This is a genomic window from Rubrivivax sp. A210 (assembly GCF_904426505.1).
Taxonomy (GTDB): domain Bacteria; phylum Pseudomonadota; class Gammaproteobacteria; order Burkholderiales; family Burkholderiaceae_C; genus Rubrivivax.
Window position 1 is genome coordinate 19,505 of sequence record NZ_CAJGBN010000008.1, and the last position, 23,731, is coordinate 43,235.

Consider the following 23,731-nt stretch of genomic DNA (forward strand, 5'->3'; position numbering starts at 1 on the left):
GCGATCAGTTCTCGGTGTCGTTGCGGCCCGCGCCGGGCTTGCCCGCCCCATCGTCCGGCTCGCTGCCCAGCTTGCGCAGCGCCTGTCGCAGCAGGGTGAACTGCTGCTCGACTTCGCGGCAGGCGTCGCAGATCACCAGGTGCAGGCGCAGCCGGGCGCGCTCGGGCGGAGGCAGAGCCTGATCGAGGCCGTCGCTGAGCAGGCGCGAGACCTCGCGGCAAGTGAGCTTGTCGGCCATCAGGACTGCCCTATCCAGCGCTGCTCCAGGCAGCCGCGCAACTGCATGCGGGCGCGGTAGAGCATGACGCCGCAGTTGCTGCTCGTGATCTGCATTTCGTCGCAGATCTCGGCCACTTCCAGTTCGAGCCATTCGCGCGCCATGAAGATGCGCGCCAGGCGCGGCGGCAGGCGGTCTATGCAGCTTTGCAGCACCTCGAGGAACTGGGCCTGGTGCAGCACGGCCTCGGGCTGGCCCCAGGGCTGGGGCTTGTGGTCCCAGTGGCCGTCGGCGCGGAAGTGCGCGTCGATGGCCTCGTCCAGGCTTTGCTCGTCCAGCGGCTCCAGGGGCAGCTCGCGGCCGCGCCGGCGCAGGGTGTCGACCAGCTTGTGCTTGAGGATGGCGGTGGCATAGGTGCGCAGCGAACTGGCGCCGGCAAAGCCCTCGGGGCGCTCGAGGATGGCCAGCAGGGTTTCGGAAACCGCGTCCTCGGCCAGGGCTGCGTCGCGCAGCTGCAGCTGGGCATAGCGCAACAGCGGGGTGCGCAGAACCACGAGTTGCTGATCGAGCGTCATGCCCGGCCTCCTGTTGCGGCTGGCCCCACCGCTGCCGGCCCTTGCGAAGGCGCGAAGGCTACTGCGGCGATTGGCCGCCGGCAAGCCGCCTGGCGTCTGCCGGCGGCTCACCCCCTACTTCGGCTGTAAGCGCGGCCACCCCGGTGCGACGAACGGCCGTCCCGCTCGACATCGGCAAGGCGCCGGCGGCAGCGGGCACCCTACCGTCCCACCCAGGAGCAGCCACCATGATTCTTCAGCGACGTGCCTTCATATCCAGACTGGCCGCAGCAGCGGCGGCCACCAGCGTCGGCGTGCCCGGGCTGGCCCGCGCCGACGGCCGCACGCTCTTTGTGCGGAGCGCGCACGAAAACGCCGACAACACCGCCACCTTGCCGCTGTACCGCGGCAGCAGCCGGGGCCGCGCCGTGTGGTTCATCCTGCTCGATGCCTCCGATGGCGGCGAGGCCGACCGGCTGGGCGTCAACCGCTCGTCCAAGCTTGAGGTGGCACGCGGCACGGCCGCGGTGCAGAAGGTGAGCGTCGTCGACGGCGTGATCGACTTCCCGGCCACGGTGCGCTTCGACCGCCAGCGCGTCGTCGTGCCCGGGCCCACCGGCTTTCCGCCCGCCGCCGCGATGCATGGCCCCGAGGGTGAGTTCGGCTACAGCCCGCTGATCGAGCTGCCCGACGGCAGCATCCTCAACGCGCCCCAGATGGCCAACGACAGCGGCCGCCACCCCAAGGTGGCCGCCATCGACTTCGCCCGCGGCACGGTGGCGGTGGCGCAGTCCTTCGGTTATGCCAACGGCCGCCGCGTCAAGTACATCTCCACCGACGCCTCGGTGAGCGATGTCGCGGCGCTGGAGAACGCGACCCTGGCCGGCGCGCTCAACGCCGCGCCCCGGGCGGGCGGCGACGGCACGGATTCGGCGCGCACCACGCTGGTGGCCTTCATCAACGGCCAGACCGGCCTGGGCAACCCGCAGCGCCAGGGCCTGAACTCGGCCCTGCTCGACGGCGCCGACCCGCTGAACCTGCTGTTCTGGGCGCCCAAGCAGGGCCGTTACAGCCCCCTGTGGGATGTGTTCCCGGCGGCCTGGACCGAGGCCGCCATCGGCGCCGGCTTGAACGTGGCGCAGAAGGACCGCAGCGAACTGCTGGGCCTGGTGAGCAAGGGCCTGGTCACCGGCCCCGGCGGAGCGCGCTTCGGCGCCGCCGGCTTCGTCGTCAACTGCCCCATCGTCAGCAGTGACTGAGGCAGCCGGTGCGCCGCCGGCCTACGTGGCCGCGGCCAGCACGCCTTCCATCCACGCACCCATGGCGACGCCGAGCTTGGCGTAGCCGCTGCGGTTGGGGTGGATCTCGTTGACCCAGTCGCCCGAGGACCCGGTCTTGCTGGTGTCGGGCGGCTGCAGCACCACCGCGGTGGCCGAGTCGAAGACGCGCACCGCGGGCAGGGCGTTGGCGTGGCCGGAGCCGGCATCCAGCGACAGCAGCAGGCGGCGCAGGCGGCCGAACAACTCTTCGGCCACGCCCTGTCGCTCGGCCGCGGGGATGCCGGCAGCCTCGAAAGCCGGGTAGAGCCAGCCCTTCTTGCTGCCCACCGTGCCCACCGGCCACACCGTGGGTACCGAATAGGTGTGCAGCAGCAGCGGCCGGCCGCGGCTGGGGCCTTCGTCACGCCGCGCCACGAGCACGCGGAAATTGGCCAGCAGGAACTGCTCCAGTTGCTGCCAGCCGGGCTCGCTGACATAGCGCGTCGCGCCCTTGGCCTTGGGGTTGAGCTTGGCGGCCTCGGCCGGCGTGAGCAGCAGCCGGTGCTCGGTGGGCGTCGGCTTGCCGGCCTGGTCGACCAGGGGCAGCTGGGCGGCGGCTATGAGGTCGTTGCCGCCGGCCGAGACGACGATGGCCTCCCAGTAGCTGGCGAAATTGGGCTTGCGCAGCATGCGGTCGAAGTCGGCGTCGTTGATGCCGGCCACCATCTGGACCAGTGTGTCGCCGGGATAGGCGCAGTTGACGACGATGGTGGTGGTGGTGACCTGCAGCTCGTAGAGCAGGTTGGAGTTCTGCAGCAGGTTGAGACCGCCCAAAGTGAACCAGGAGTCGCCCTCGGCCAGCAGACGCCGGCCAAAGCCTTCCAGCGGCGGCGGATTGTTGGATCGCAGTTCGGCAGGGTTGGTGAGGCTGACCTTCAAGGCGGGCTCCTGGCGGCGGGGGTGGGCGCGATGCTAGAACGTCATCGAACGGCTTGCCAGGGCCCTAACCCCGATGCGGCGGAGTTAGGGAGTGGCGCGGTGAGGTGCGGTGTTGCGCTTTGGCGCGGCGACAATGCCGGCCGCGATGACGATGCGATCACGATCCTCCGCTGGCGGCCTGGTCTACTCCACCGAGGCCGGCCGCATGTGCCCGGACTGCCGCCGGCCCGCGGCCGACTGCGCCTGCAAGGCCGCCGCCGCCCCGCGCGACCAGGGTCCGGTGCGCGTGAGCCGCGAGACCAAGGGCCGCGGTGGCAAGGCCGTGACCCTCGTGCGCGGCCTGGCTCTGGAGGCCGAAGCCCTGGCCGCGCTGGCCAAGCGCTTGCGCACGCTGTGCGGCGCCGGCGGCACGGTCAAGGACGGCGTGGTCGAGATCCAGGGCGAGCACTGCGAGCGCGTGCTGGCGGCGCTGGCGGCCGAGGGCATCACGGCCAAGCGCGCCGGCGGCTGAGGCGGCGCTCGGGTACTCCGCCGCCGGTTTCACGCCGGGGCTGAGAATGGCGCCCCTGGCCCCGTCCGGCCCGCCACCCCGCCCCGTCAGAACGGCGAAGGGGTCATGGTCTAGATTCCGGCCGCGCAACCCCTATCCATGCTGGAGGAACGACATGACCGCAGGCAAGTCCAGGATCATCTACACGCTCACCGACGAGGCGCCGCTGCTGGCCACGGCCGCCTTCCTGCCCATCATCCGCGCCTTCACGGCGCCGGCCGGCGTGGAAATAGCCAAGAGCGACATCTCGGTCTCGGCGCGCGTGCTGGCCGAGTTCCCCGAGTTCCTGAGCGATGAGCAGAAGGTGCCCGACAACCTGGCCGAGCTGGGCAAGCTGACGCTGCTGCCCGACACCAACATCATCAAGCTGCCCAACATCAGCGCCTCGGTGTCGCAGCTGATGGCCTGCATCAAGGAGTTGCAGGCCAAGGGCTACAAGATCCCGGCCTATCCCGAGGATCCGAAGACCGACGAGGACAAGGCCATCCGCGTGCGCTACTCCAAGTGCATCGGCAGCGCGGTGAACCCGGTGCTGCGCGAGGGCAACTCCGACCGCCGCGCGCCGCGCGCCGTCAAGGAATACGCACGCAAGAACCCGCATTCGATGGGCGAGTGGAGCCAGGCGTCGCGCACCCACGTCTCGCACATGCACCACGGCGATTTCTACCATGGTGAAAAGTCGATCACGCTGGACCGCGCCCGCGACGTGCGCATGGAACTCGTCACCAAGAGCGGCAAGACCCAGGTGCTCAAGGCCAAGGTCGCGCTCAAGGACGGCGAGATCATCGACAGCATGTTCATGAGCAAGAAGGCGCTGTGCGACTTCTACGAGCGCGAAATGGAAGACGCGCGCAAGTCGGGCGTGATGTTCTCGCTGCACGTCAAGGCCACGATGATGAAGGTCTCGCACCCCATCGTCTTCGGCCACTGCGTGCGCATCTTCTACAAGGAAGCCTTCGCCAAGCACGGCGCGCTGTTCGACCAGATCGGCGTCAATGTCAACAACGGCATGGTGAACCTGTACGACAAGATTGCCACCCTGCCCGAGAGCAAGCGCGAGGAGATCATGCGTGATCTGCACGCCTGCCACGAGCACCGGCCCGAGCTGGCCATGGTCGACTCGGCCAAGGGCATCACCAACTTCCACTCGCCCAACGACGTCATCGTCGACGCCTCGATGCCGGCCATGATCCGCATCGGCGGCAAGATGTGGGGCGCCGACGGCCGCCCGAAGGACGTCAAGGCCGTGATGCCGGAGAGCACCTTTGCCCGCATCTACCAGGAGATGATCAACTTCTGCAAGTGGCACGGCAACTTCGATCCCAAGACCATGGGCACCGTGCCCAATGTCGGCCTGATGGCCCAGCAGGCCGAGGAATACGGCTCGCACGACAAGACCTTCGAGATCGCCGAGGACGGCGTGGCCAACATCACCGACATCGCCACCGGCGAGGTGCTGCTGAGCCAGGACGTCGAGGCCGGCGACATCTGGCGCATGTGCCAGTGCAAGGACGCCGCCATCCGCGACTGGGTCAAGCTGGCCGTCACGCGGGCGCGCAATTCCGGCATGCCGGCGGTGTTCTGGCTCGACCCCTACCGCCCGCACGAGAACGAGCTGATCAAGAAGGTCAAGACCTACCTGAAGGACTACGACACCAGCGGCCTGGACATCCAGATCATGTCGCAGACGCGCGCCATGCGCTTCACGCTGGAGCGTGTGATCCGCGGCCTGGACACCATCTCGGTCACCGGCAACATCCTGCGCGACTACCTCACCGACCTCTTCCCCATCATGGAGCTGGGCACCAGCGCCAAGATGCTGTCCATCGTGCCGCTGATGGCCGGCGGTGGCATGTACGAGACCGGTGCCGGCGGTTCGGCGCCCAAGCATGTGCAGCAGCTGGTGGAAGAAAACCACCTGCGCTGGGATTCGCTGGGCGAGTTCCTGGCGCTGGCGGTGTCGCTGGAAGACCTTGGCATCAAGACCGGCAACGAGAAGGCCAAGCTGCTGGCGCGCACGTTGGATGCCGCCACCGGCAAGCTGCTCGACAACAACAAGAACCCCAGCCCCAAGACCGGCCAGCTCGACAACCGCGGCAGCCAGTTCTACCTGGCCATGTACTGGGCCCAGGAACTGGCCGCGCAGACCGAGGACGCGGCGCTGCAGGCCCACTTCGCGCCGCTGGCCAAGGTGCTGACCGAGAACGAGGCCACCATCGTGGCCGAGCTCTCGGCGGTGCAGGGCAAGCCGGTGGACATTGGCGGCTACTACAAGGCCGATGCCGCCAAGTGCGTGGCCGTGATGCGCCCGAGCCCGACCTTGAATGCCGCGCTGAAGTCGGTCAAGGCCTGATCGTCGCAGGGCAGGGGGCCTCGAGGGCCCCGCCCTTCAATGCCGCCCGCGTGTGCGCACCTGCGCCAGCGGGCGGTGTCCTTTGAGCTGGCGCTCGATGCCGTCGTTGAGCGCGCCGCGCAGCGCCACGACCTCGGCTACGTGGCCGTAGATGCCGGGAAAGCGCAGGTCCAGCCACAGCCACAGCGTACACGCGCGCAGGGCCTGCTCCATGCGGTCGAGGCGGCTGTGGCCGTCCACCTCGTCCAGGAACCAGGGCTTGCCGGCGCGGTTGGTCGTGGCGTGGTTGGCGGCCCAGTCCAGGTAGTGCTGCACCTGCGTCGGCGTGCGCGTGTCCACCGGGGCCTGGGCGTAGATGAAGCGCTCGCGCAGGCTCAGGCGGCCGGCGTGGCTGTCCAGCTGCTCGGCCAGCTCCAGCATCTGTTCCAGCTCGGCCACCGCGAAGTGGGCGTTGTCCAGCTGCAGCTGTTCCATGAAGACATCCAGCACCTCGCGCAGCCGGCGCAGCTGCAGGCGCTCGGCAATGGTGTCGATGTGCCAGCCGTTGGGCGCCACCGGCGCCTTGAAGTCCTGAGGTGCGCGTGGCGTCTTGGGCAGCAGGTCTCGCAGCGCGCGCAGGGCGTTCGGCTCGGCCTCTTTCAGCACGCCGACGAAGCCTTCCTCGTGGATGCCGTAGCGGCCGGCGCGGCCGGCGATCTGGTGTACCTCGCCCTCGTCCAGCGGGCGGTCGCCCTGGCCGTCGAACTTGCTCATGGTGCTGAAGAGCACGCGGCGTATGGGCAGGTTCAGGCCCATGCCGATGGCGTCGGTGGCCACCAGGATGTGGCTCTCGCCCAGCGAGAAGCGCTCGGCCTCGCGCCGCCTCACTTCGGGCGGCAGGGCGCCGTAGATCACGCTCACCGGGTGGCCGGCGGCGGCGATGCGGTCGCGCAGCATCAGCACGTCGCGTCGGCTGAAGGCCACCACCGCGTCGCCCAGCTTCAGCGTGGCCGTCGGCACCGGCGCCGGCAGCAGCTCGACATGCTGCTTGCGCTCGAAGTGGCGCACCGTGCAGCGCTCGCCGCACAGGCCGAGCAGGTTCTCTATCGCCGGCACCGCGTAGGCGCTGCAGATGATGATCACTTCATTGGCCGGCACCGCGACGATGGCCTGGGTCCAGGCCCAGCCGCGCGAGGCGTCGAAGATCATCTGCGCTTCGTCGATCACCGCCACGTCGATGGGCTTGCCGGTGCCCACCATCTCGATGGTGCTGCTGACCACGCGGGCGCCGTCGGCGGGCACGTTCTCTTCGCCGGTGAGCAGCGAGCAGGGCACGCCGCGTGCGGCCAGGCGGTCGCGGCCTTCCAGCGCCAGCAGGCGCAGCGGCGCCAGGTAGGCGCCGTCGAAGGCCTGGGCCAGGCGCTCGAAGGCGGCGTGGGTCTTGCCGCTGTTGGGTGGGCCCACAAACAGCTTGACGGTGCGCTGCAGCTTGCGCGCGGTCTCGAAGGTGTCGGGATAGCCCTGGAAGGCGAGTTCCTGGTTCAGGCCCTCCAGCGCCTCCAGTTCGGCGACGCGCCGCTCCCAGCGGTCTTGCGCCCGCGTGCAGGCGGCCTTGAGCCCGTCCAGCCCTTGCGGCGTGGCGCATTCCGACTGCAGCCGCGGCAGCAGCGAGGCCAGGTGGCGCGGCTGGTAGGCGCGGCTGCGCGCCAGCAGGCCTTCGATGTGGGCCGCCAGTTCGCCGGCGTGCAGCCAGGCTGGCGGCGGGCCCAGGGCGGTGTCCAGCGCCGCCCTGTCGCCATGGCGCAGAAAGGCCCACAACGGTGCTTCCTCAACGGCCGACAGAAAAGGCACGGCCAGCTCCCAGCCCGGCTCGGGCAGGGCCAGGCGGTGGCTGACGCGGCGGCTCCAGCGCCCGGCCTGGCGCGTGATGCCCAGGGCTTCCAGCGCCACGAAACGCTCCAGCATCAGTGGCCGCGCAGCCGGGCCCACGCCGACGGCGTCCAGGTGGGCCAGCGCGCTGTCCATCAGCGCCGGGTCTATCCAGCGGCTGGGGCGCGAGCCGGCCACCGCCTTCTGCAGCAGGACGAGGCCCAGGGCGTGCAGCTTCTCCTCGCCGGCCTTCGCGTGCTCGGTGCCGGGCTCGGCGCCGTAGTCGGCCGGCTTCACCACCTGGGGCAGGGCGTAGGCGGCCTGGCGGATGCGGGCCAGCTGCTGGGGCCCGATGTGCGGCGGCAGCCGGGCCGCGTGGCGCGGGTCGGGCAGGTTCAGGGGCGGCGGGGTGGGGATGGGATGGGGGTGCATCGGTGCGTCGGCCAGGGGGCCGGGGGTCGGCGGTCCAGGCTCCGATAATCGCTCATGAACAGCCCCCTGACTTCGCCGCCGCCCAAAGGCGCATCCGGCCCCTCCTTCAGCGAACTGCCGCTCTCGCCCGCGACGCTGGAAAACCTGGCCCGCCTGGGCTATGACGCGATGACGCCGATCCAGGCCGCCAGCCTGCCGCTGGCCCTGGCCGGCCACGACCTCATCGCCCAGGCGCGCACCGGCAGCGGCAAGACGGCGGCCTTTGCGCTGGCGCTGCTGGCCAATCTCAACCCGCGCCGCTTCGCCGTCCAGGCCCTGGTGCTGTGCCCCACGCGCGAGCTGGCCGAGCAGGTGACCCAGGAGCTGCGCCGCCTGGCGCGTGCCGAGGACCACATCAAGGTGCTCACGCTGTGCGGCGGCGCCACCATGAGGCCGCAGCTGGCCAGCCTGGAGCACGGTGCCCACATCGTCGTCGGCACGCCCGGGCGGCTGCTGGACCACCTGGAGCGCGGCAGCCTCAAGCTCGATGCGCTGAACACGCTGGTGCTCGACGAGGCCGACCGCATGCTGGACATGGGCTTCCACGATGACATCGCTGCGGTGGCCAGGCAGTGCCCGGCGCAGCGCCAGACCCTGCTGTTCTCGGCCACCTATCCCGAAGGCATTGCCAAGCTCAGCGCCGCCTTCCTGCGCCAGCCCAAGGAGGTGAAGCTGGCCGAGCGCCCGGCGGCGACGCAGATCCGCCAGCGCTTCTACGAGGTGCGCGAGGACGAGCGCCTGCACGCCGTGGGCCTGCTGCTGGCCCATTACCGGCCCGTCAGCACGCTGGCCTTCTGCAACACCAAGCAGCAGTGCCGCGACCTCGTGGCCGTGCTGCGCGCCCAGGGCTTTGCGGCCGAGGAACTGCACGGCGACCTCGACCAGCGCGAGCGCGACCAGGTGCTGGTGCGCTTTGCCAACCGCAGCGTCAGCGTGCTGGTGGCCAGCGACATCGCGGCGCGCGGCCTGGACATCGCCCAGCTCGAGGCGGTGGTGAATGTCGACATCTCGCCCGACCCCGCCACCCACACCCACCGCATCGGCCGCACCGGGCGCATGGGTGAAGGCGGCAGTGCCGACGGCTGGGCCTTCAGCCTGGCCAGCCTGGACGAGATGGGCCGCGTCGGCGCCATCGAGCAGGCGCTGGCCTTTGCCAGCGAGTGGCAGCCGCTGGCCAGCCTGGTGCCGGCCGCCGGCGGGCCGCTGCTGCCGCCCATGCAGACGGTGCAGATCGTCGGCGGTCGCAAGGAAAAGATTCGCCCCGGCGACGTGCTGGGCGCGCTGACCAAGGACATGGGATTCGCCGGCGCGCAGATCGGCAAGATCAATGTCAACGAGTTCAGCACCTATGTCGCGGTGGCGCGCGAGATCGCGCCGGCGGTGCTGAAGAAGCTGGCCAGCGGCAAGGTCAAGGGCAAGACGGTGAAGGCGCGGCTGCTGTAGCGCGGCCGTCAATGAAAAAGGGCGCCCCCGTCGCCGGGAGCGCCCTGGTGCGCGAGGCCTGTGGCGGGCCGATCAGGCGCGGCGGCGGCGCGCGGCGCCGAAACCCGCCAACGCGAGGCCGAGGCCGGCCAGCGCGACGGAGGTGGGCTCGGGCACGGCATTGGCGTTGCGCACGGCCTGGATGGTGTTGGCGCTCACCATGAAGCCATCGTTGAAGAAGGAGATGCCGGCGGCATTGCTGCCCCACTGCTGCAGCCAGCGGTAGTTGATGCTGCCGTCGGGGTTGGTGGAGTAGTTGCTGGCGGCCAGCACATTGCCGGCGGCGGCCGGTGCGGCGATGACGCGGCCCTGGGCGAGGTAGTTGTTGTAGGTGATGCGCTCGACATTGTTCTGGCCGTTGTAGCTGCCCAGGTAGTCGAAATCCAGCTGCGCCGCGAGCAGGCCGTCGACCACGAAGAAGAGCTTGTTCGAGGCGAAGCTCGAATAGAGGTTGGCGATGTACAGCGTGATGTCGGGCGTGTTGGCCATCAGGCTGCTGGCGTTGGTGGGCGCGCCGGTGAAGCTGCCCGCCGCGCCGGAGCCGGAGTACAGGAAGGGGTCGCCGTTGTTGCCGGCGTAGAAGGTGGTGAGGGCGTGGTTGGCGAGGGTGTAGTCCTCGAACTTGATGTAGGCCGCCTGGGCTGCCAGGGGTGCTGCGAGACTGAGTGCCAGCACGGCGGCTGAGCTGAAATTCTTGATCATCGACTGCGCTTTCTAGGTATGGAGTGATGCTTGCGGCCAGCAGCGCCGCCGCTGGCGGGCGGCCACGGCGCCGTGGTGGCCAGCTGCAATGCAAATACCAAGCCACGTATATAAGCCGTTGATTCGCAAGGAATTTGCGGTTTCTGCCGGGCGCGATGTCAAGCTCCCCGACGGGCCTCGCGGTAATAGTTGGCAGCTCGGCATCCGCGGTCCCACGTACACGGCGGGTGCCGCCGGACTGCTAACCTCGCGCCCTGCCCAGGCGCACCTGTGGATGCGCCCTCACCTCAGGAGACCGGATCCATGAACAGATTTCCCCATTCCCGTACCCGCCGTCTGTGGCTGACGGCCGCGCTGGGCGCACTCACCGCCGCCGCTCAGCCCGCGCTGGCCCAGGAGGCCGCCAAGGACTACCCGAGCAAGGTCATCACGATGATCGTGCCGTACGCCGCCGGCGGCAGTTCCGACACGCGTGCGCGCCAGCTGGCCGAGAAGATCGGCGGCTACCTCGGCAAGACGGTGATCGTCGAGAACAAGCCCGGCGCCGGCGGCAACATCGGTACCGAGGCCATCGCCCGCGCCAACCCCGACGGCTACACCATCGGCATCGGCAATTTCGCGCCGCTGTCGGTGAACAAGGCCTTGTTCCCGAAGATGGGCTACGACGCCATCCGCGACCTCGCGCCCATCATCCTGATCGAGCGCGGCCCGCTGGTGCTGGTGGTGCCCGAGAAGTCGCCGCTCAAGACGATGAAGGACTTCATCGCCAACGCCAAGGCCAACAGCGGCAAGGTCAGCTACGCCTCGGCCGGATCGGGCGGCGCCTACCACCTGGCCGGTGAACTGCTGGAGGACACCATCGGCACGAAGATGATCCATGTGCCCTACAAGGGGGGCGGTCCGGCCGTCAACGACCTCATCGCTGGCACGGTGGACTTCATGTTCGACATGCTGCCGTCGACCACGCCCTACATCAAGTCAGCGCCGGCGCGCATGCGCGCGCTGGCCGTGGCCACCGACAAGCGCCTGCCCCAGCTGCCCGACGTGCCGACGCTGGCCGAATCCGGCCTGCAGGGCATGGAGATGTCCAACTGGTTCGGCGTCATCGCACCCAAGGGCGTGCCGGCGCCCATCATTGCCAAGCTCAACGCGGCGCTGAACAAGGCGCTGCAGGATCCCGAGCTGGCCCAGCGCATCACCGGCCCGGGCAACATCATTGGCGGCGGCACGCCCGAGGCCTTTGCCAGCTTCGTCGCCGCGGAATCGGTGCGCTGGCAGAAGCTGATCAAGGATCGCGGCATCAAGCCGGAGTGACCGCCATGGTGGACGCCGCCATCGTCAGTGCCTTCGCGCCCGCGGGCGTGCTGCGCGCCTCCATCAACCTCGGCAACCCGGTGCTGGCTCACGCTGGCGCCGGCGGCGTGCCCGGCGGCGTCTCGGTCGACCTGGCGCGCGGCCTGGCCGAGCGCCTGGGTGTGGCGGTCGAGTTCCAGGTCTTCGACACCGCCGCGCGCTCGGTCGAGGCGGTGACGGGCGGTCAGGCCGACATCGGCTTCTTCGCCATCGACCCCGCTCGCGGCGCCACGCTGGCCTTCACGCCGCCCTATCTGCTGATCGAGGGCTGCTACCTCGTGCGCGACGACTCGCCGTTGCAAGCCAATGAGGAAGTCGACGCGCCGAGCCGCCGCATCGCGGTGGGCAAGGGCAGTGCCTACGACCTCTACCTGACGCGCGAAATCCGCCATGCCGAGCTGGTGCGCGCGCCCAGCTCGCAGACGGTGGTCAGCACCTTCGTCGAGCAGGGCCTGGACGTCGCCGCCGGTGTGCGCCAGCAACTGCTGGCTGACGCGCCCCGCTACGGCGGCCTGCGGCTGCTGCCGGGCCGCTTCATGGTCATCCGCCAGGCCATGGCCTGCCCGCGCTCGCGCGGGGAGGCGGCGGCGGCCTTCCTGGCCGCCTATGTCGAAGCGGCCAAGGCCGGCGGCGCGGTGGCCGCGGCCCTGGCCCGTCACGGCGTGGCCGGCGCCGCGGTGGCGCCGCCCGGCGACGGCTGAGCCGGCTGCCGAAGTCCCGGGGGCCTGCATGGGCTCCTGGGGTTTACCTTGATTCTGCTTGATCCGGTATGTAGAATTCATGCATACCGAATCGCCGGCCCCGGCCTGCAGAGAAGGAAACGCATGGAAGCCACCGTAGCCGAACGCGGGCAGATCACCCTGCCCAAGGCCGTGCGCGACGCGCTGGGCCTGACCAAGGGCACGCAGCTGAAGGTCGAGCTCGACGGCAGCCGCATCATCCTGCGCAAGAACGTCGACGACGCCATCTCGCGCCTGCGCGGCCGCTTCAAGCTCGACGGCTTTGCCTCCACCGACGAGGCCATGCGCGCCATCCGCGGCCGTGCCCCCGGCGACCCCTACCTGCCGCCCGAGGACGAAGCGGCTTGATCGCGGTCGATTCCTCGGTGCTCATCGAACTGCTGGGCGACGGTGAACGCACGGCGGCCGCGGCCGATTCGCTGCGCGACGCGCTGCACCAGGGGCCGGTGGTCTTGTGCGACGTGGTGCTGGCCGAGGTCTGCACCGCGCTGCAGAACGGCAGCGATGCGCTGCAGTTGCTCGAGGACGCGGGCCTGGTCTACCTGGCCATCGAATCCAAGGCCGCGCTGCGCGCCGGCGAGATGCAACGCCGCTACCGCCAGCGTGGCGGCCGCCGCGAGCGCACCATTCCCGATTTCCTGGTCGGCGCCCATGCCCTGCTGCAGTGCGACGGCCTCGTCACCTTCGACGCCGGTTTCTTCCGCGACTATTTCAAAGGCCTGAAGGTCATCGTCCCGCAGGTTTGACGTCAGCCTGCCCTGCCATCCTCCCCCCGTTCACTTCCGGAGCCACCCCCCATGCTGCAAGCCTATCGCCAACATGCCGCCGAACGCGCCGCGCTCGGCATCCCGCCGCTGCCGCTGACCGCCCAGCAGGTGGCCGCGCTGATCGAGCTGATCAAGTCGCCGCCGGCCGGCGAAGAGGCCTTCCTGCTGGACCTGCTCACCCACCGCGTGCCCCCGGGCGTGGACGATGCCGCCAAGGTCAAGGCCAGCTTCCTGGCCGCCGTGGCCCACGGTGACGTGAAGCTGGGCCTGATCGGCAAGGCCAAGGCCACCGAGCTGCTGGGCACCATGGTGGGCGGCTACAACGTACACCCGCTGATCGAGCTGCTCGACGACGCCGAGGTCGCCGGCGTGGCCGCCGAGGCGCTGAAGAAGACGCTGCTGATGTTCGACTTCTTCAACGACGTGGCCGAGAAGGCCAAGGCCGGCAATGCCCACGCCAAGGGCGTGATGCAGAGCTGGGCCGATGCCGAGTGGTTCACCAGCCGCCCCGAAGTGCCGCAGACCATCACCGTCACCGTCTTCAAGGTGCCTGGCGAGACCAACACCGACGACCTGAGCCCGGCGCCCGATGCCTGGAGCCGCCCCGACATCCCGCTGCACTACCTGGCGATGCTGAAGAACACGCGCCCCGGCGCCGCCTTCAAGCCCGAGGAAGACGGCAAGCGCGGCCCGATGAAGTACATCGACGAGCTCAAGAGCAAGGGCCATCTGGTGGCCTACGTGGGCGACGTGGTGGGCACCGGCTCCAGCCGCAAGAGTGCCACCAACAGCGTGATCTGGGCCACCGGCCAGGACATCCCCTTCGTGCCCAACAAGCGCTTCGGCGGCGTCACCCTGGGCGGCAAGATCGCCCCCATCTTCTTCAACACGCAGGAAGACTCGGGCGCGCTGCCCATCGAAGTGGATGTGAGCAAGCTCGAGATGGGCGACGTCATCGACATCCAGCCCTATGCCGGCAAGATCGTCAAGAACGGCGCCGTCGTCACCGAGTTCCAGATCCGCAGCGAGGTGCTGTTCGACGAGGTGCGCGCCGGCGGCCGCATCAACCTGATCATCGGCCGCAGCCTCACCGCCAAGGCGCGCGAGTTCCTGGGCCTGGCCGCCAGCACCACCTTCCGCCTGCCGCAGGCGCCGGCCGCCACCAAGGCCGGCTTCACGCTGGCGCAGAAGATGGTCGGCCGTGCCTGTGGCCTGCCCGAGGGCCAGGGCATGCGCCCGGGCACCTATTGCGAGCCGCGCATGACCAGCGTCGGCAGCCAGGACACCACCGGCCCGATGACGCGCGACGAGCTGAAAGACCTGGCCTGCCTGGGCTTCAGCGCCGACCTCGTGATGCAGAGCTTCTGCCACACCGCGGCCTACCCCAAGCCGGTGGACGTGAAGACCCACCGCGAGTTGCCCGCCTTCATCAGCAACCGCGGCGGCATCGCGCTCAAGCCCGGTGACGGCGTCATCCACAGCTGGCTCAACCGCATGCTGTTGCCCGACACCGTGGGCACCGGCGGCGACAGCCACACCCGCTTCCCCATCGGCATCAGCTTCCCGGCCGGTTCGGGCCTGGTGGCCTTCGGCGCTGCCACCGGCGTGATGCCGCTGGACATGCCCGAATCGGTGCTGGTGCGCTTCAAGGGCCAGATGCAGCCCGGCATCACGCTGCGCGACCTGGTTCATGCCATCCCGCTTTACGCCATCAAGAAGGGCCTCTTGACAGTGGCCAAGGCCGGCAAGATCAACGAGTTCTCGGGCCGCATCCTCGAGATCGAGGGCCTGCCCGACCTGAAGGTGGAACAGGCTTTCGAGCTGAGCGACGCATCGGCCGAGCGCAGCGCCGCCGGCTGCACCGTGCGCCTGAATCAGGCGCCGATCATCGAGTACCTCAACAGCAACATCGTGCTGCTGAAGAACATGATCGCCCAGGGCTATGCCGACAAGCGCAGCCTCGAGCGCCGCATTGGCAAGATGCAGGAATGGCTGGCTGCGCCTTCGCTGCTCGAGGCCGACAAGGACGCCGAGTACGCCCACGTCATCGAGATCGACCTGGCCGACATCAAGGAGCCCATCCTGTGCTGCCCCAACGATCCGGACGATGCCAAGTTCCTGAGTGAAGTGGCCGGCACCAAGATCGACGAGGCCTTCATCGGCAGCTGCATGACCAACATCGGCCACTTCCGTGCGGCCAGCAAGCTGCTCGAAGGCAAGCGCGACATTCCGGTCAAGCTGTGGGTGGCCCCGCCCACCAAGATGGACGCGGCCGAGCTGACCAAGGAAGGCCATTACGCCAACTTCGGCAGCGCCGGCGCGCGCACCGAGATGCCTGGCTGCAGCCTGTGCATGGGCAACCAGGCGCAGGTGAAGGAAGGCGCGACGGTGGTCTCCACCAGCACGCGCAACTTCCCCAACCGCCTGGGCAAGAACACCAACGTCTACCTGGCCTCGGCCGAGCTTGCGGCCATCGCCAGCAAGCTGGGCCGCCTGCCCACGGTGGCCGAGTACCACGCCGACATGGGCGTCATCAACGCCGACGGCGCCCAGGTCTACCGCTACATGAACTTCAACCAGATCGAGGAATACGCCGAGGTCGCCAAGGCAGTGACGGCCTGATCGGCCAAGGGCACGCCGCGCCATGGAAAGGCCCGCTTCGGCGGGCCTTTTTGTCGGGCGTCTGGCAAGACTGCAGGCCTGGGTGTAGGCGCCCCTCGGCCGGCGTGCATCGCCCACCAACCGGAGTGAAGACGATGAGCTTGACGATCATCCGCGACAAGCTGCTCACGCTCGAGGCCTACGCCAAGGTGCGCAAAGGCAGCCGGCCATCCGCCATCGCGCACCGGCGCCTGCGCAGCGTGCAACTGGGTGGGCACATGACGCTGCAGTTCGAGGACGAGGCCACGGTGTGCCGCCAGATCCAGGAGATGCTGCACATCGAGAAGATCTTCGACGAGGCTGGCATCCAGGGCGAGATCGAGGCCTATGCGCCGCTGCTGCCCGACGGCAGCAACTGGAAGGCGACCCTGCTGCTTGAATACCCCGATCCGCACGAGCGCAGATGCGAGCTGGCACGGTTGATCGGGGTCGAGGACCACCTGTTCGTCGAGGTCGAGGGCCATGCCCGCGTCTACGCCATCGCCGACGAAGACCTGGACCGCGAGAACGCCGAGAAGACCTCGGCCGTCCACTTCGTGCGCTTCGAGTTCGGCGCCGCGCAGAAGCAGGCATTGCGCGCCGGCGCGGTGGTGAAGCTGGGGTGTGACCACAGCCACTACCCCGTGCATGTGCAGATGGGGGCGGAGACGCTCGCGAGCCTGGCTGGCGATCTGCGCTGAGGCGGCGGCGTCGGCGCCGCCGCGCGCTCAGGGACGCGGCATTTCGAACACCAGCGTCGGCTTCAACCCCTGGTCGGGCGTGGGGTGGAACAGGTAGACCGCGCCCCGGTTGCTGACCAGCAGCAGCGCCGCCGCGGCGGCCTGCGGCGTCAGCAGCAGCGCTTCGGACGGCGCCAAGCCCGGGGCCACCAGCAGCACCCGGCCCAGGGTGGTGGCCAGGGTGGCGAACAGCTGCCGCCCCTGGCGGGCGAGGCGAACCTGGGTGAGTTGCTCGCCTTCGCCCAGCAGCCCGCGGTCGAACTCGACCTCATTCACCTGGGTCGCGCCCGGCACGCCGGCGCGCAGCGCCACGCTCAGCAGGCGCAGCAGTGCCACCGGCCGGCCTTCGCGCTCGCGCTCGACCAGTTGGGCCAGCAGCGCCGCCGGCGCCGACGCCCAGGGCAGGCCGACCTCGAGCTGCAGGCCCAGGATGCGGCTGCGGCGAACACCCGGGTCGGCGGCCAGCAAGGCGTGCTGGGTGGCCGCACCGTCGGCGCCGAACACCTGCAGCGAGACCGCCGCCGACGCACGTTGCGCCTGCAGCACCAGGGTGCGGCGTTCGACGTCGTCGGCCACCACCTGCAGATCGTGCGCGGCCAGGCGGCCCAGCACGCGCTGGCCGGTGATGGCCGGCGCGGCGGAAAGCTCCAGCCGCGTCAGCGCGCCATCGGCGGCCAGCAGCGTGAGGCTGATCGAGGCATCGCGGTGTTCGACCGGGCGGCCAGCGATGGCCGTGGCGGCCGGCAGCGCCAGCGTGCGCAGGGGCGCGGGTGGCTGGTCGGCCGTCACGCGCAGCCAGTGCAATTCGGCGCCCTGGGTCCACACCACCCAGCGCGCAAAGTCGGCCGCGAAGGAGTCGAGCGTGGCGAAGTCGGTTTCCGAGAGACGCGGCTGGGCCTCGGCCGGCAGTTCGAAGCTGACGCGCTTGTCCGGCGCGCCGATGCTGCCGGTGTGCAGGAACTGCAGCACGGTGGTGGCCGGGCTGCCTTCGTGGCAGCGCTGCAGCACGGCGGTGATGTCGAGCGCGGCGCGGCTGCGCGCCACGTCGAACCAGCCGCAGCGGGCTGCCTGCTGCGTCAGCACCGCCGGCGCGCTGGTGACGGCCGGGCCGCCGGCTGGCTTCTGGAACTCGCCGCGCACGCGGTAGATGCCGGGCAGACCGGTGTCGAAATACTCGGCCAGGTCCAGCTCCCATTCGAGGCTGGCGCCGCCGGCCAGCCACTGGGGCGGTGCCGGGGCGCGCTTGAGCGGCGGCGTCGTGCGGCGTTCGCCGTGGCGCGCGCGCGCCAGCACCTCGCCGTCCTCGCCCACCAGCAGCAGCGTCAGGCTGTCGGCGGCCTCGCGCAGCGGCGGCAGCGCCAACTGTTGCGGGCCCTGGTTGGTGAGCCTGACATGCACCCGTGCCGGCTCCTGCACCAGCGCGACGGGGCGCGCAAACTCGAGGGCAAGGTCGATGCCAGTCATCTCAACTCCGATCGGGCAGGCCGGTGATGATCCGCCAGCCACGCAGCTTGAGCGTGCACTTGCCGCAGAAGCGCGCCTCGGTGGTGTCGCCGATGTCCCAGCTCAGGCGCGGACGCGAGGTCACGCCGTTGGGGTAGCTCATGGTGCAGTTGTGGTCGCTCAGGTCGTGGTGCTGCCTGCTGTCGTAGTTGGGCAGGCGGAACAGGCCCCGCAGGCCCCGGCTGTGCGAGGTCTCGTGGTGCCACAGGAAGCGCGTGTGCGCGACTTCGTGCGAGTACAGGAAGCCGGGCTGCTCGGTCGCCGTCATCTGGTTGTTCATCTGCACCACGCCGTCGGGGCCGGCCTGGCAGAAGAGGCCGAACTGGTTCTGGGCGACGCCCCCGATCACCGGCGCCGGGCACCAGTCCATCTCCCAGATCACGGCGCCGGCGCGGCAGGTCGCGCGCACGCGGGCGGCGATCTGGGTGCTCAGGTCCATCATCATCTGGCCGCCGTCGGCGTCGCCGAAATCCTGCATCAGCTCGGCCAGGCGACCGTAGTAGTCGTTGTCGTCCTCGGCAATGCCTTGCGCCGGCAGCGCCCAGGGGAACAACTCGGCGTTGATCGCCGGCGCCGGGAAGGCGTTGGTGGGGTCGAAGGCGGCCTGCATCGTGCCGAGGAACTGGGTTTCTTCGGGCGAGCCCAGCGCAAACAGTGCCACCGGCGCCAGGTTCTGCGCCGCGCCGGCGTCGAATTCGCACAGGGCCTGCGCATAGGCGGTGGCCATCGCGCCCCAGTTCACGGCCCGTCCCGAGGCCGGCCAGTTGACCACCGCCGCGGCATGGTGGCGGCGCCAGAGCACGATCTTGCCGGTCTTGCGGGCCAGCACCTCCTCGGCCTTGCGGTTGGCGTTGGCGGGCAACTGGCCGTGGTGGGCTTCGTGCAGGGCCTGCAGCGTGGCCTTGTTGCCGAGGTCGACGCCGGCCTGCGTGAACGAGACATTGGCGTGCAGGATGTAGTCGTCACCGGCGATGGTGGAGCCCCTGAACAGCGCGCCGGCCCGGCCCAGCTTGGGCGCGTGTGCGGGGTCGACCGAGCAGGTGCCGAAGATCTCGTCGCCGACCAGCGTCACCGTGTAGGGCTCGAGTTCAACGCCGACGCGGAAATAGTCGCGGTCGGTGCTGCTGGCGCGCTCGCCGTTCTGCGCCTGCGGGCAGTTGTCGAGATCCGGATCGCCGGCACGCGTGGCCTTCAGTGCCTTGTTGACGTACTCGCGCACGGGGCTGGGTATGTCGGCATTGCGCGGCTTGTTGGTCGGCAGGGTCGAGGTGTCTTCGGCCGGGTCTTCGACATGAAAGCGGATGTCGATGTCGCCCACCGCCGCGGGCGCGTTGATGCCCACGCTCACCGCCGTGCCGTCGTCGGCCTTGCCCACCAGCAGCACCCGGCATTCGAGCGGCGTCTCCCAGCGGTCGAGCTTGGCCTGGTCCTTGGTGACGGCGCCGTCGGCCTGGGAAAACTCGGCGATGGACGAGAAGAAGTAGTCGTGGTCGATGTAGGCCCGCGCCGTCGTCCCCTCGGCCGGCAGTGCGCCCCCCTGCAGCCAGGTCAGCGCGCCGTCGCCATTGGCCAGATGCGTCACGAAGCTGGCATCGGCGTGGTTCTGGATCTCCTTCTGCCCCGCGTAAAGCCCCTCGTGGGCATAGGTGTAGCGGGCAACCGCGCGTTGCAGCTGCGGCGTGACCGCGCCCGTCACCGGCCCGGCAAAGTAGCCCAGCCGGTTGAGCTCGTACTGGGCCCACTTGATCGGATCAGCCAGCCGGGCGGGCGCGGCACCGGGAACCCAGGTGCCTTGTTCGAGCACCACGCTGTGGTACAGCACCTTGAATTCGACCTCGCGCACGCCGTCGTGGCCGAGGTTGGTGCTGAGCTTGACCTTGTAGGGCGCGTACTTGGGATTGATGTACAGCGTGCCCGCCAGCGGCCCGGCGGGGCAATTGGCCTTGCCATCCCAGGCGATGATCTTGTCGTCGCCGTCGTCGCGTTCGGCATCGCTCAGGTTGCGGCTGTAGACCGGGTTGTTGGGGTAGTTCGTGCCGGTGATCTCGAGCTTGACCGTGCGTCCGCTCAGGTTCTTGATGTGGTACTTGATGTCCAGCGTTTCGACGCTGGGCGCGAAGTGGTCGTCGACCGAAACCAGTTCAAGCTTGCGCGGCTTGAGCCACAGCGTGGCCCCGACGACGGCTCCGCTGCGCGGCAGCACCGGCGGCGCCACCGCCGGCAGCGTCGGGCGCCAGCGGTACTGCTTGCGCGTCTCGCCTTCTAGATGGGGCTCGACGCTGTAGTTGCCGGCGTCTATGAACTCGAAGCTGGACACCCCCTGCGCACTGCTGGTCAGCTCGAGTGGCGCGGCGGCGCCGGCCAGCAGGGCGCGCACCTTGACGCCGGCGACGACTTCGTTGCTGTCCTCGTTGCGCACCGTCACCTTGAGCGTCGGCTTGGGTTCGAGCAGAAGGTCGATGGCGGTGGTGGCGCCGTCGTTGGCCAACACCGGCGTCGCGGCGACACCGTCCCAGAGGTAGCGCTTGGTCTGATCTGGATCGAGCATCAGGCCCACGCTGTGGTTGCCGGCCTCGACCCGGTCGAGCCGCGCCACGCCGTCGCCACCGCCGGTGGCCTCAAGGGTGTGGCCGTTGACGATGCTGCGCACCTTGACGCCGGCCACCACGGCCTGGGTGTCGTTGCGCTTGACCGTGACGTGCAGCGAGGGCTTGGGCGGCAGCAGCAACTGCAACACCTGCTGCTGGCCGCGCACCAGCGTCACCGCGCTCTGCGCGACGGCCACGTACTCGGCCGGCGGCGTCACGTCCACCGTGTAGTCGCCGTGGCTCAGTTGCGGGAAGTGAACCTTGCCGTTGAAGGCCGTGGGCGTGGTGCGGGCGCTGCTCGGCCGCACCGGCGCCGCAGCGCGGTTGGAGGGGCCGGTGACGACGACATCGGCCTTGGCCACCGGGGCGCGGTCGGTGCTGCGCAAAAGCTCGACCACCAGGGAGGCATAGGGATCGACGACGACATCGCAGAAGGTCTGCTGGCCCACCGTGACGGCGACATTGGGCACCGCGTCCGGCACCTCGTAGAGCGCCGCGTTGCGGTCGGCGAGGCTCACCGACACCGTGTACTGCCCCTGGGCGCAGGGCTGGTAGGCGGCCGAACCGACGCCATTGGTGGGCTTGGCGCCGGCGGTAGGCCCGCCGGCCAGCGCGACCTGGGCACCAACGACGGCCGCGCCGGTGTCGGAGCGCGTGACCAGCACAAAGAGCTCGCCCGGAAACGGGCAGGGCGCCACCGGCTGGACGCGCGGACGGCGGGAGAACAGGCGCCAGGGCATGGGGGCTCGTGCCGGTTCAGGCCAGGCCGTCGGCGGCCAGGCGCCGTGTGGCCAGCGCCAGCTTCTCGTCGCCCGAGACGCCTGCGACCTGCAGCAGTTCTCGCAGGGCGGCCAGGCGCGGTTCGGTGTCGAAGGCCGCACCCCAGCGGAACAGCAGCCAGACGACGAAGGCCGTCTGCTGCTCGGTGACCATGCCCCAGGCGTCGGCGCGAGCGATGGCCTGCTCGACCTGCCGCCGCGTGCCAGCTTCGCCCAGGCGCGCGCAGCTGTCGGCGAAGGCCAGGCCCACCATCTGCAGCAGACGCTCAACGAGGCGTGCTTCGAGCGGCGCGTTCAAGGCCTGCATCTGGGCTCGACGTATGACGATCATCGGGCGGCGCTGTCCATGGCGGTGGCGGGGCGAGCCGGGATGATGCATCAAGAACGGCCCCGGCCGCGCTATCGTGCGCGCTACCGCCACCTCGCCTGCCGCCGATGAACACCGCTGCCCGCGCCCTGACGCTGTCGCCCATCGTCGCCGGCCTCTGGCGCATGGCCGAATGGGGGCTTGACGTGCCCGGCCGCATCCGCTGGATCGAACAAGCGCTGGACCTCGGCATCACCAGCTTCGACCACGCCGACATCTATGGCGGCTACACGGTCGAGGCGCTGTTCGGCGAGGCCCTGGCGGCAGCGCCCGGGCTGCGCCAGCGGCTGCAGATCGCCACCAAGTGCGGCATCAAGCTGGTCAGCGCGCAGCGGCCGGCGCACGCCATCAAGTCCTATGACAGCGGCCGCGCCCATGTGCTGGCGAGCGTGGACGCCTCGCTGCGCGCGTTGCGCACCGACCGCATCGACCTGCTGCTGCTGCACCGGCCCGACCTGCTGCTGGACCCCGACGAACTGGCCGACACCTTGCGCCTGCTGCTGGCCGCCGGCAAGGTGCTGCACTTCGGCGTCAGCAACCACAGCCCGGGGCAGCTCAATGTGCTGCGCAAGCGCCACCCACTGGCCACGCACCAGATCGAGTTCTCGCCGCTGCAGATGCAGGCCCTGGCCGACGGCACGCTGGAGCAGTGCGTTGATCTGGGCCTGCGGCCCATGATCTGGTCGCCGCTGGGCGGCGGCCGGCTCCTCAGCGGCCAGGATGAGCAGGCGCGGCGCGTGCGCGGCGCGCTGGCCGAGCTGGGCGCGCGCCATGGCGGCGCCTCGGCCGCGACCCTGGCCTGTGCCTGGATACTGCGCCACCCCAGCCGGCCCATCCCCATCACCGGCAGCGGCCGCATCGAGGGCTTGCGCGAGGCCGTGGCCGCGCTCGACATCCGCCTGAGCACCGAGGACTGGTACCGCGTCTGGCAGGCCAGCATGGGGCGCGAAGTCGCCTGACCGATCAGGAGGCCGGCGGCGCGCCGCCCGCACGACGCAGGGCGTCGGCACTCACCAGGGCCAGGGCCGACCAGATGAGGGCAAAGCCGATCAGGCGCTGGGGGTCGAAGGGCTCGCCGAAGGCGAACACGCCCAGCAGCAGCTGCAGCGTGGGCGAGAGGTACTGAAACATGCCCAGCGTGGCCAGCGGCATGCCGCGTGCGGCGGCGCCGAAGAAGAGCAGGGGCAGGGCGGTCATGGGCCCGGCCAGCAGCAGCCAGCCCAGCAGCACCGGGTTGCCCTGGGTGAACACGCCGCCGTGCTGCCAGGTCCACCAGGCCAGGGCCGGCAGCACCAGCGGCGCCATCAAGAGGGTCTCGAGCGTCAAGCCTTCGAGCGCGCCCAGCGCCGCCGTCTTGCGCATCAGGCCGTAGAGGCCGAAGCTGGCCGCCAGCGTGAGGGCGATCCAGGGCGGGCGCCCGACCAGCCAGCCCAGCCAGGCCACGCCGGCCGCGGCCAGCGCCACCGCCACCCACTGCGGCGTGGTCAGCCTTTCCTTCAGCACCAGCACGCCCAGCACGACGCTGAACAGCGGGTTGATGAAGTAGCCCAGGCTGGCCTCGACGACATGGCCTTCCTGCACGGCCACGATGTAGACCAGCCAGTTGACGGACAGCAGCAGGGCGCTGACGGCAAAGCGGGCCAGCAGGCGCGGCTGGCGCGCCACCTCGCGCAGCCAGGCCAGGCGGCCCAGGGCGGCCAACACCGCGAGCAGGAAGACGAGGGCCCAGGCCGAGCGCTGCAGCAGCACTTCCATGGCCGGCACGCCGGCGAGCTGGCGGATGTAGAGCGGCATCAGGCCCCAGAGGCCGAAGGCGAGCAGGGCGTGGACGGCGGGGTGGCGCATGGGGCCGCCGATTGTCGGCTGTGCGGGCGAGCGG

General features: G+C 69.9%; 20 protein-coding genes. 11 read left to right on the forward strand and 9 right to left on the reverse strand.

Annotation, left to right across the window (positions count from 1 at the left end; all coding sequences use genetic code 11):
• Positions 1 to 4: 4 nt before the first annotated feature.
• Both JMV16_RS07100 and JMV16_RS07105 read right to left on the reverse strand, forming a co-directional pair.
• Positions 5 to 238, reverse strand: a complete 234-nt coding sequence (locus JMV16_RS07100; RefSeq protein WP_201493520.1) for a zf-HC2 domain-containing protein — start codon at positions 236 to 238, stop codon at positions 5 to 7.
• Positions 238 to 792, reverse strand: coding sequence for a sigma-70 family RNA polymerase sigma factor (locus tag JMV16_RS07105; protein WP_201493522.1), 555 nt, complete (start codon positions 790 to 792; stop codon positions 238 to 240). The genes JMV16_RS07100 and JMV16_RS07105 overlap by 1 nt, the downstream gene beginning before the upstream one ends.
• 227 nt (positions 793 to 1,019) lie before the next feature.
• On the opposite strand from JMV16_RS07105, the gene JMV16_RS07110 reads away from it, so the two are divergent.
• Positions 1,020 to 2,030 (forward strand): hypothetical protein, encoded by a 1,011-nt coding sequence (locus tag JMV16_RS07110; RefSeq protein WP_201493524.1) that lies wholly within the window; start codon positions 1,020 to 1,022, stop codon positions 2,028 to 2,030.
• A gap of 21 nt (positions 2,031 to 2,051) precedes the next feature.
• Here JMV16_RS07110 and JMV16_RS07115 read toward each other — a convergent pair whose 3' ends face one another.
• Positions 2,052 to 2,969 carry a hypothetical protein gene (locus JMV16_RS07115; protein WP_201493526.1) on the reverse strand — a complete coding sequence of 306 codons (918 nt, stop codon included), beginning with the start codon at positions 2,967 to 2,969 and terminating at the stop codon, positions 2,052 to 2,054.
• A 151-nt stretch (positions 2,970 to 3,120) separates the two neighbouring features.
• Here JMV16_RS07115 and JMV16_RS07120 point away from each other — a divergent pair, with 151 nt between their 5' ends.
• Both JMV16_RS07120 and JMV16_RS07125 read left to right on the forward strand, forming a co-directional pair.
• Complete coding sequence (locus JMV16_RS07120) at positions 3,121 to 3,480, forward strand: translation initiation factor Sui1 (protein WP_201493613.1); 360 nt, start codon at positions 3,121 to 3,123, stop codon at positions 3,478 to 3,480.
• 154 nt (positions 3,481 to 3,634) lie between these two features.
• Positions 3,635 to 5,872, forward strand: a complete 2,238-nt coding sequence (locus tag JMV16_RS07125; RefSeq protein ID WP_201493528.1) for an NADP-dependent isocitrate dehydrogenase — start codon at positions 3,635 to 3,637, stop codon at positions 5,870 to 5,872.
• Between the two features lie 36 nt (positions 5,873 to 5,908).
• Here JMV16_RS07125 and JMV16_RS07130 read toward each other — a convergent pair whose 3' ends face one another.
• Complete coding sequence (locus tag JMV16_RS07130; RefSeq protein WP_201493530.1) at positions 5,909 to 8,152, reverse strand: helicase-related protein; 2,244 nt, start codon at positions 8,150 to 8,152, stop codon at positions 5,909 to 5,911.
• Between the two features lie 54 nt (positions 8,153 to 8,206).
• On the opposite strand from JMV16_RS07130, the gene dbpA reads away from it, so the two are divergent.
• Positions 8,207 to 9,634 (forward strand): ATP-dependent RNA helicase DbpA, encoded by a 1,428-nt coding sequence (dbpA, locus tag JMV16_RS07135; protein WP_201493532.1) that lies wholly within the window; start codon positions 8,207 to 8,209, stop codon positions 9,632 to 9,634.
• A gap of 72 nt (positions 9,635 to 9,706) precedes the next feature.
• On the opposite strand, the gene JMV16_RS07140 is transcribed toward dbpA, so the two are convergent.
• The gene (locus JMV16_RS07140) at positions 9,707 to 10,375 is read right to left on the reverse strand and encodes a PEP-CTERM sorting domain-containing protein (protein ID WP_201493534.1); all 669 of its coding nucleotides are present in this window, start codon (positions 10,373 to 10,375) and stop codon (positions 9,707 to 9,709) included.
• 303 nt (positions 10,376 to 10,678) lie between these two features.
• Between JMV16_RS07140 and JMV16_RS07145 the strand changes: the two genes are divergently transcribed.
• The 6 genes from JMV16_RS07145 to JMV16_RS07170 all read left to right on the forward strand — a co-directional run bounded on the left by JMV16_RS07145 (position 10,679) and on the right by JMV16_RS07170 (position 16,576).
• Positions 10,679 to 11,689, forward strand: a complete 1,011-nt coding sequence (locus tag JMV16_RS07145; protein ID WP_201493536.1) for a Bug family tripartite tricarboxylate transporter substrate binding protein — start codon at positions 10,679 to 10,681, stop codon at positions 11,687 to 11,689.
• A 5-nt stretch (positions 11,690 to 11,694) separates the two neighbouring features.
• Complete coding sequence (locus tag JMV16_RS07150) at positions 11,695 to 12,429, forward strand: transporter substrate-binding domain-containing protein (RefSeq protein ID WP_201493538.1); 735 nt, start codon at positions 11,695 to 11,697, stop codon at positions 12,427 to 12,429.
• A gap of 123 nt (positions 12,430 to 12,552) precedes the next feature.
• Positions 12,553 to 12,816, forward strand: a complete 264-nt coding sequence (locus JMV16_RS07155) for an AbrB/MazE/SpoVT family DNA-binding domain-containing protein (protein ID WP_201493539.1) — start codon at positions 12,553 to 12,555, stop codon at positions 12,814 to 12,816.
• Positions 12,813 to 13,214 carry a type II toxin-antitoxin system VapC family toxin gene (locus JMV16_RS07160; protein ID WP_201493541.1) on the forward strand — a complete coding sequence of 134 codons (402 nt, stop codon included), beginning with the start codon at positions 12,813 to 12,815 and terminating at the stop codon, positions 13,212 to 13,214. The genes JMV16_RS07155 and JMV16_RS07160 overlap by 4 nt, the downstream gene beginning before the upstream one ends.
• Before the next feature lie 51 nt (positions 13,215 to 13,265).
• The gene (acnB, locus tag JMV16_RS07165) at positions 13,266 to 15,857 is read left to right on the forward strand and encodes a bifunctional aconitate hydratase 2/2-methylisocitrate dehydratase (RefSeq protein ID WP_201493543.1); all 2,592 of its coding nucleotides are present in this window, start codon (positions 13,266 to 13,268) and stop codon (positions 15,855 to 15,857) included.
• Between the two features lie 134 nt (positions 15,858 to 15,991).
• Entirely contained in the window at positions 15,992 to 16,576 is a 585-nt protein-coding gene (locus JMV16_RS07170) for a DUF3501 family protein (RefSeq protein ID WP_201493545.1), read from the forward strand.
• Positions 16,577 to 16,603: 27 nt separating this feature from the next.
• Here JMV16_RS07170 and JMV16_RS07175 read toward each other — a convergent pair whose 3' ends face one another.
• The 3 genes from JMV16_RS07175 to JMV16_RS07185 are packed head-to-tail and all read right to left on the reverse strand — an operon-like array spanning position 16,604 to position 21,816.
• The gene (locus JMV16_RS07175; RefSeq protein WP_201493547.1) at positions 16,604 to 18,079 is read right to left on the reverse strand and encodes a hypothetical protein; all 1,476 of its coding nucleotides are present in this window, start codon (positions 18,077 to 18,079) and stop codon (positions 16,604 to 16,606) included.
• A gap of 1 nt (position 18,080) precedes the next feature.
• Positions 18,081 to 21,446 carry a hypothetical protein gene (locus JMV16_RS07180; protein ID WP_201493549.1) on the reverse strand — a complete coding sequence of 1,122 codons (3,366 nt, stop codon included), beginning with the start codon at positions 21,444 to 21,446 and terminating at the stop codon, positions 18,081 to 18,083.
• 16 nt (positions 21,447 to 21,462) lie between these two features.
• Entirely contained in the window at positions 21,463 to 21,816 is a 354-nt protein-coding gene (locus JMV16_RS07185; protein WP_201493551.1) for a hypothetical protein, read from the reverse strand.
• Positions 21,817 to 21,920: 104 nt separating this feature from the next.
• On the opposite strand from JMV16_RS07185, the gene JMV16_RS07190 reads away from it, so the two are divergent.
• Positions 21,921 to 22,811 carry an aldo/keto reductase family oxidoreductase gene (locus tag JMV16_RS07190; protein ID WP_201493553.1) on the forward strand — a complete coding sequence of 297 codons (891 nt, stop codon included), beginning with the start codon at positions 21,921 to 21,923 and terminating at the stop codon, positions 22,809 to 22,811.
• A gap of 4 nt (positions 22,812 to 22,815) precedes the next feature.
• Here JMV16_RS07190 and rarD read toward each other — a convergent pair whose 3' ends face one another.
• Complete coding sequence (gene rarD, locus JMV16_RS07195; protein ID WP_201493555.1) at positions 22,816 to 23,697, reverse strand: EamA family transporter RarD; 882 nt, start codon at positions 23,695 to 23,697, stop codon at positions 22,816 to 22,818.
• Positions 23,698 to 23,731: the final 34 nt, after the last annotated feature.

Bases quoted from the DNA above. Each gene is read 5' to 3' on its own strand.
- JMV16_RS07175 (WP_201493547.1), bottom strand. From the start codon at position 18,079: ATGACTGGCATCGACCTTGCCCTCGAGTTTGCGCGCCCCGTCGCGCTG.
- JMV16_RS07140 (WP_201493534.1), bottom strand. From the start codon at position 10,375: ATGATCAAGAATTTCAGCTCAGCCGCCGTGCTGGCACTCAGTCTCGCA.
- JMV16_RS07100 (WP_201493520.1), bottom strand. From the start codon at position 238: ATGGCCGACAAGCTCACTTGCCGCGAGGTCTCGCGCCTGCTCAGCGAC.
- JMV16_RS07155 (WP_201493539.1), top strand. From the start codon at position 12,553: ATGGAAGCCACCGTAGCCGAACGCGGGCAGATCACCCTGCCCAAGGCC.
- JMV16_RS07150 (WP_201493538.1), top strand. From the start codon at position 11,695: ATGGTGGACGCCGCCATCGTCAGTGCCTTCGCGCCCGCGGGCGTGCTG.
- JMV16_RS07120 (WP_201493613.1), top strand. From the start codon at position 3,121: ATGCGATCACGATCCTCCGCTGGCGGCCTGGTCTACTCCACCGAGGCC.
- rarD (WP_201493555.1), bottom strand. From the start codon at position 23,697: ATGCGCCACCCCGCCGTCCACGCCCTGCTCGCCTTCGGCCTCTGGGGC.
- JMV16_RS07110 (WP_201493524.1), top strand. From the start codon at position 1,020: ATGATTCTTCAGCGACGTGCCTTCATATCCAGACTGGCCGCAGCAGCG.
- JMV16_RS07170 (WP_201493545.1), top strand. From the start codon at position 15,992: ATGAGCTTGACGATCATCCGCGACAAGCTGCTCACGCTCGAGGCCTAC.
- dbpA (WP_201493532.1), top strand. From the start codon at position 8,207: ATGAACAGCCCCCTGACTTCGCCGCCGCCCAAAGGCGCATCCGGCCCC.
- JMV16_RS07185 (WP_201493551.1), bottom strand. From the start codon at position 21,816: ATGATCGTCATACGTCGAGCCCAGATGCAGGCCTTGAACGCGCCGCTC.
- JMV16_RS07190 (WP_201493553.1), top strand. From the start codon at position 21,921: ATGAACACCGCTGCCCGCGCCCTGACGCTGTCGCCCATCGTCGCCGGC.
- JMV16_RS07180 (WP_201493549.1), bottom strand. From the start codon at position 21,446: ATGCCCTGGCGCCTGTTCTCCCGCCGTCCGCGCGTCCAGCCGGTGGCG.
- JMV16_RS07105 (WP_201493522.1), bottom strand. From the start codon at position 792: ATGACGCTCGATCAGCAACTCGTGGTTCTGCGCACCCCGCTGTTGCGC.
- JMV16_RS07145 (WP_201493536.1), top strand. From the start codon at position 10,679: ATGAACAGATTTCCCCATTCCCGTACCCGCCGTCTGTGGCTGACGGCC.
- JMV16_RS07130 (WP_201493530.1), bottom strand. From the start codon at position 8,152: ATGCACCCCCATCCCATCCCCACCCCGCCGCCCCTGAACCTGCCCGAC.
- acnB (WP_201493543.1), top strand. From the start codon at position 13,266: ATGCTGCAAGCCTATCGCCAACATGCCGCCGAACGCGCCGCGCTCGGC.
- JMV16_RS07125 (WP_201493528.1), top strand. From the start codon at position 3,635: ATGACCGCAGGCAAGTCCAGGATCATCTACACGCTCACCGACGAGGCG.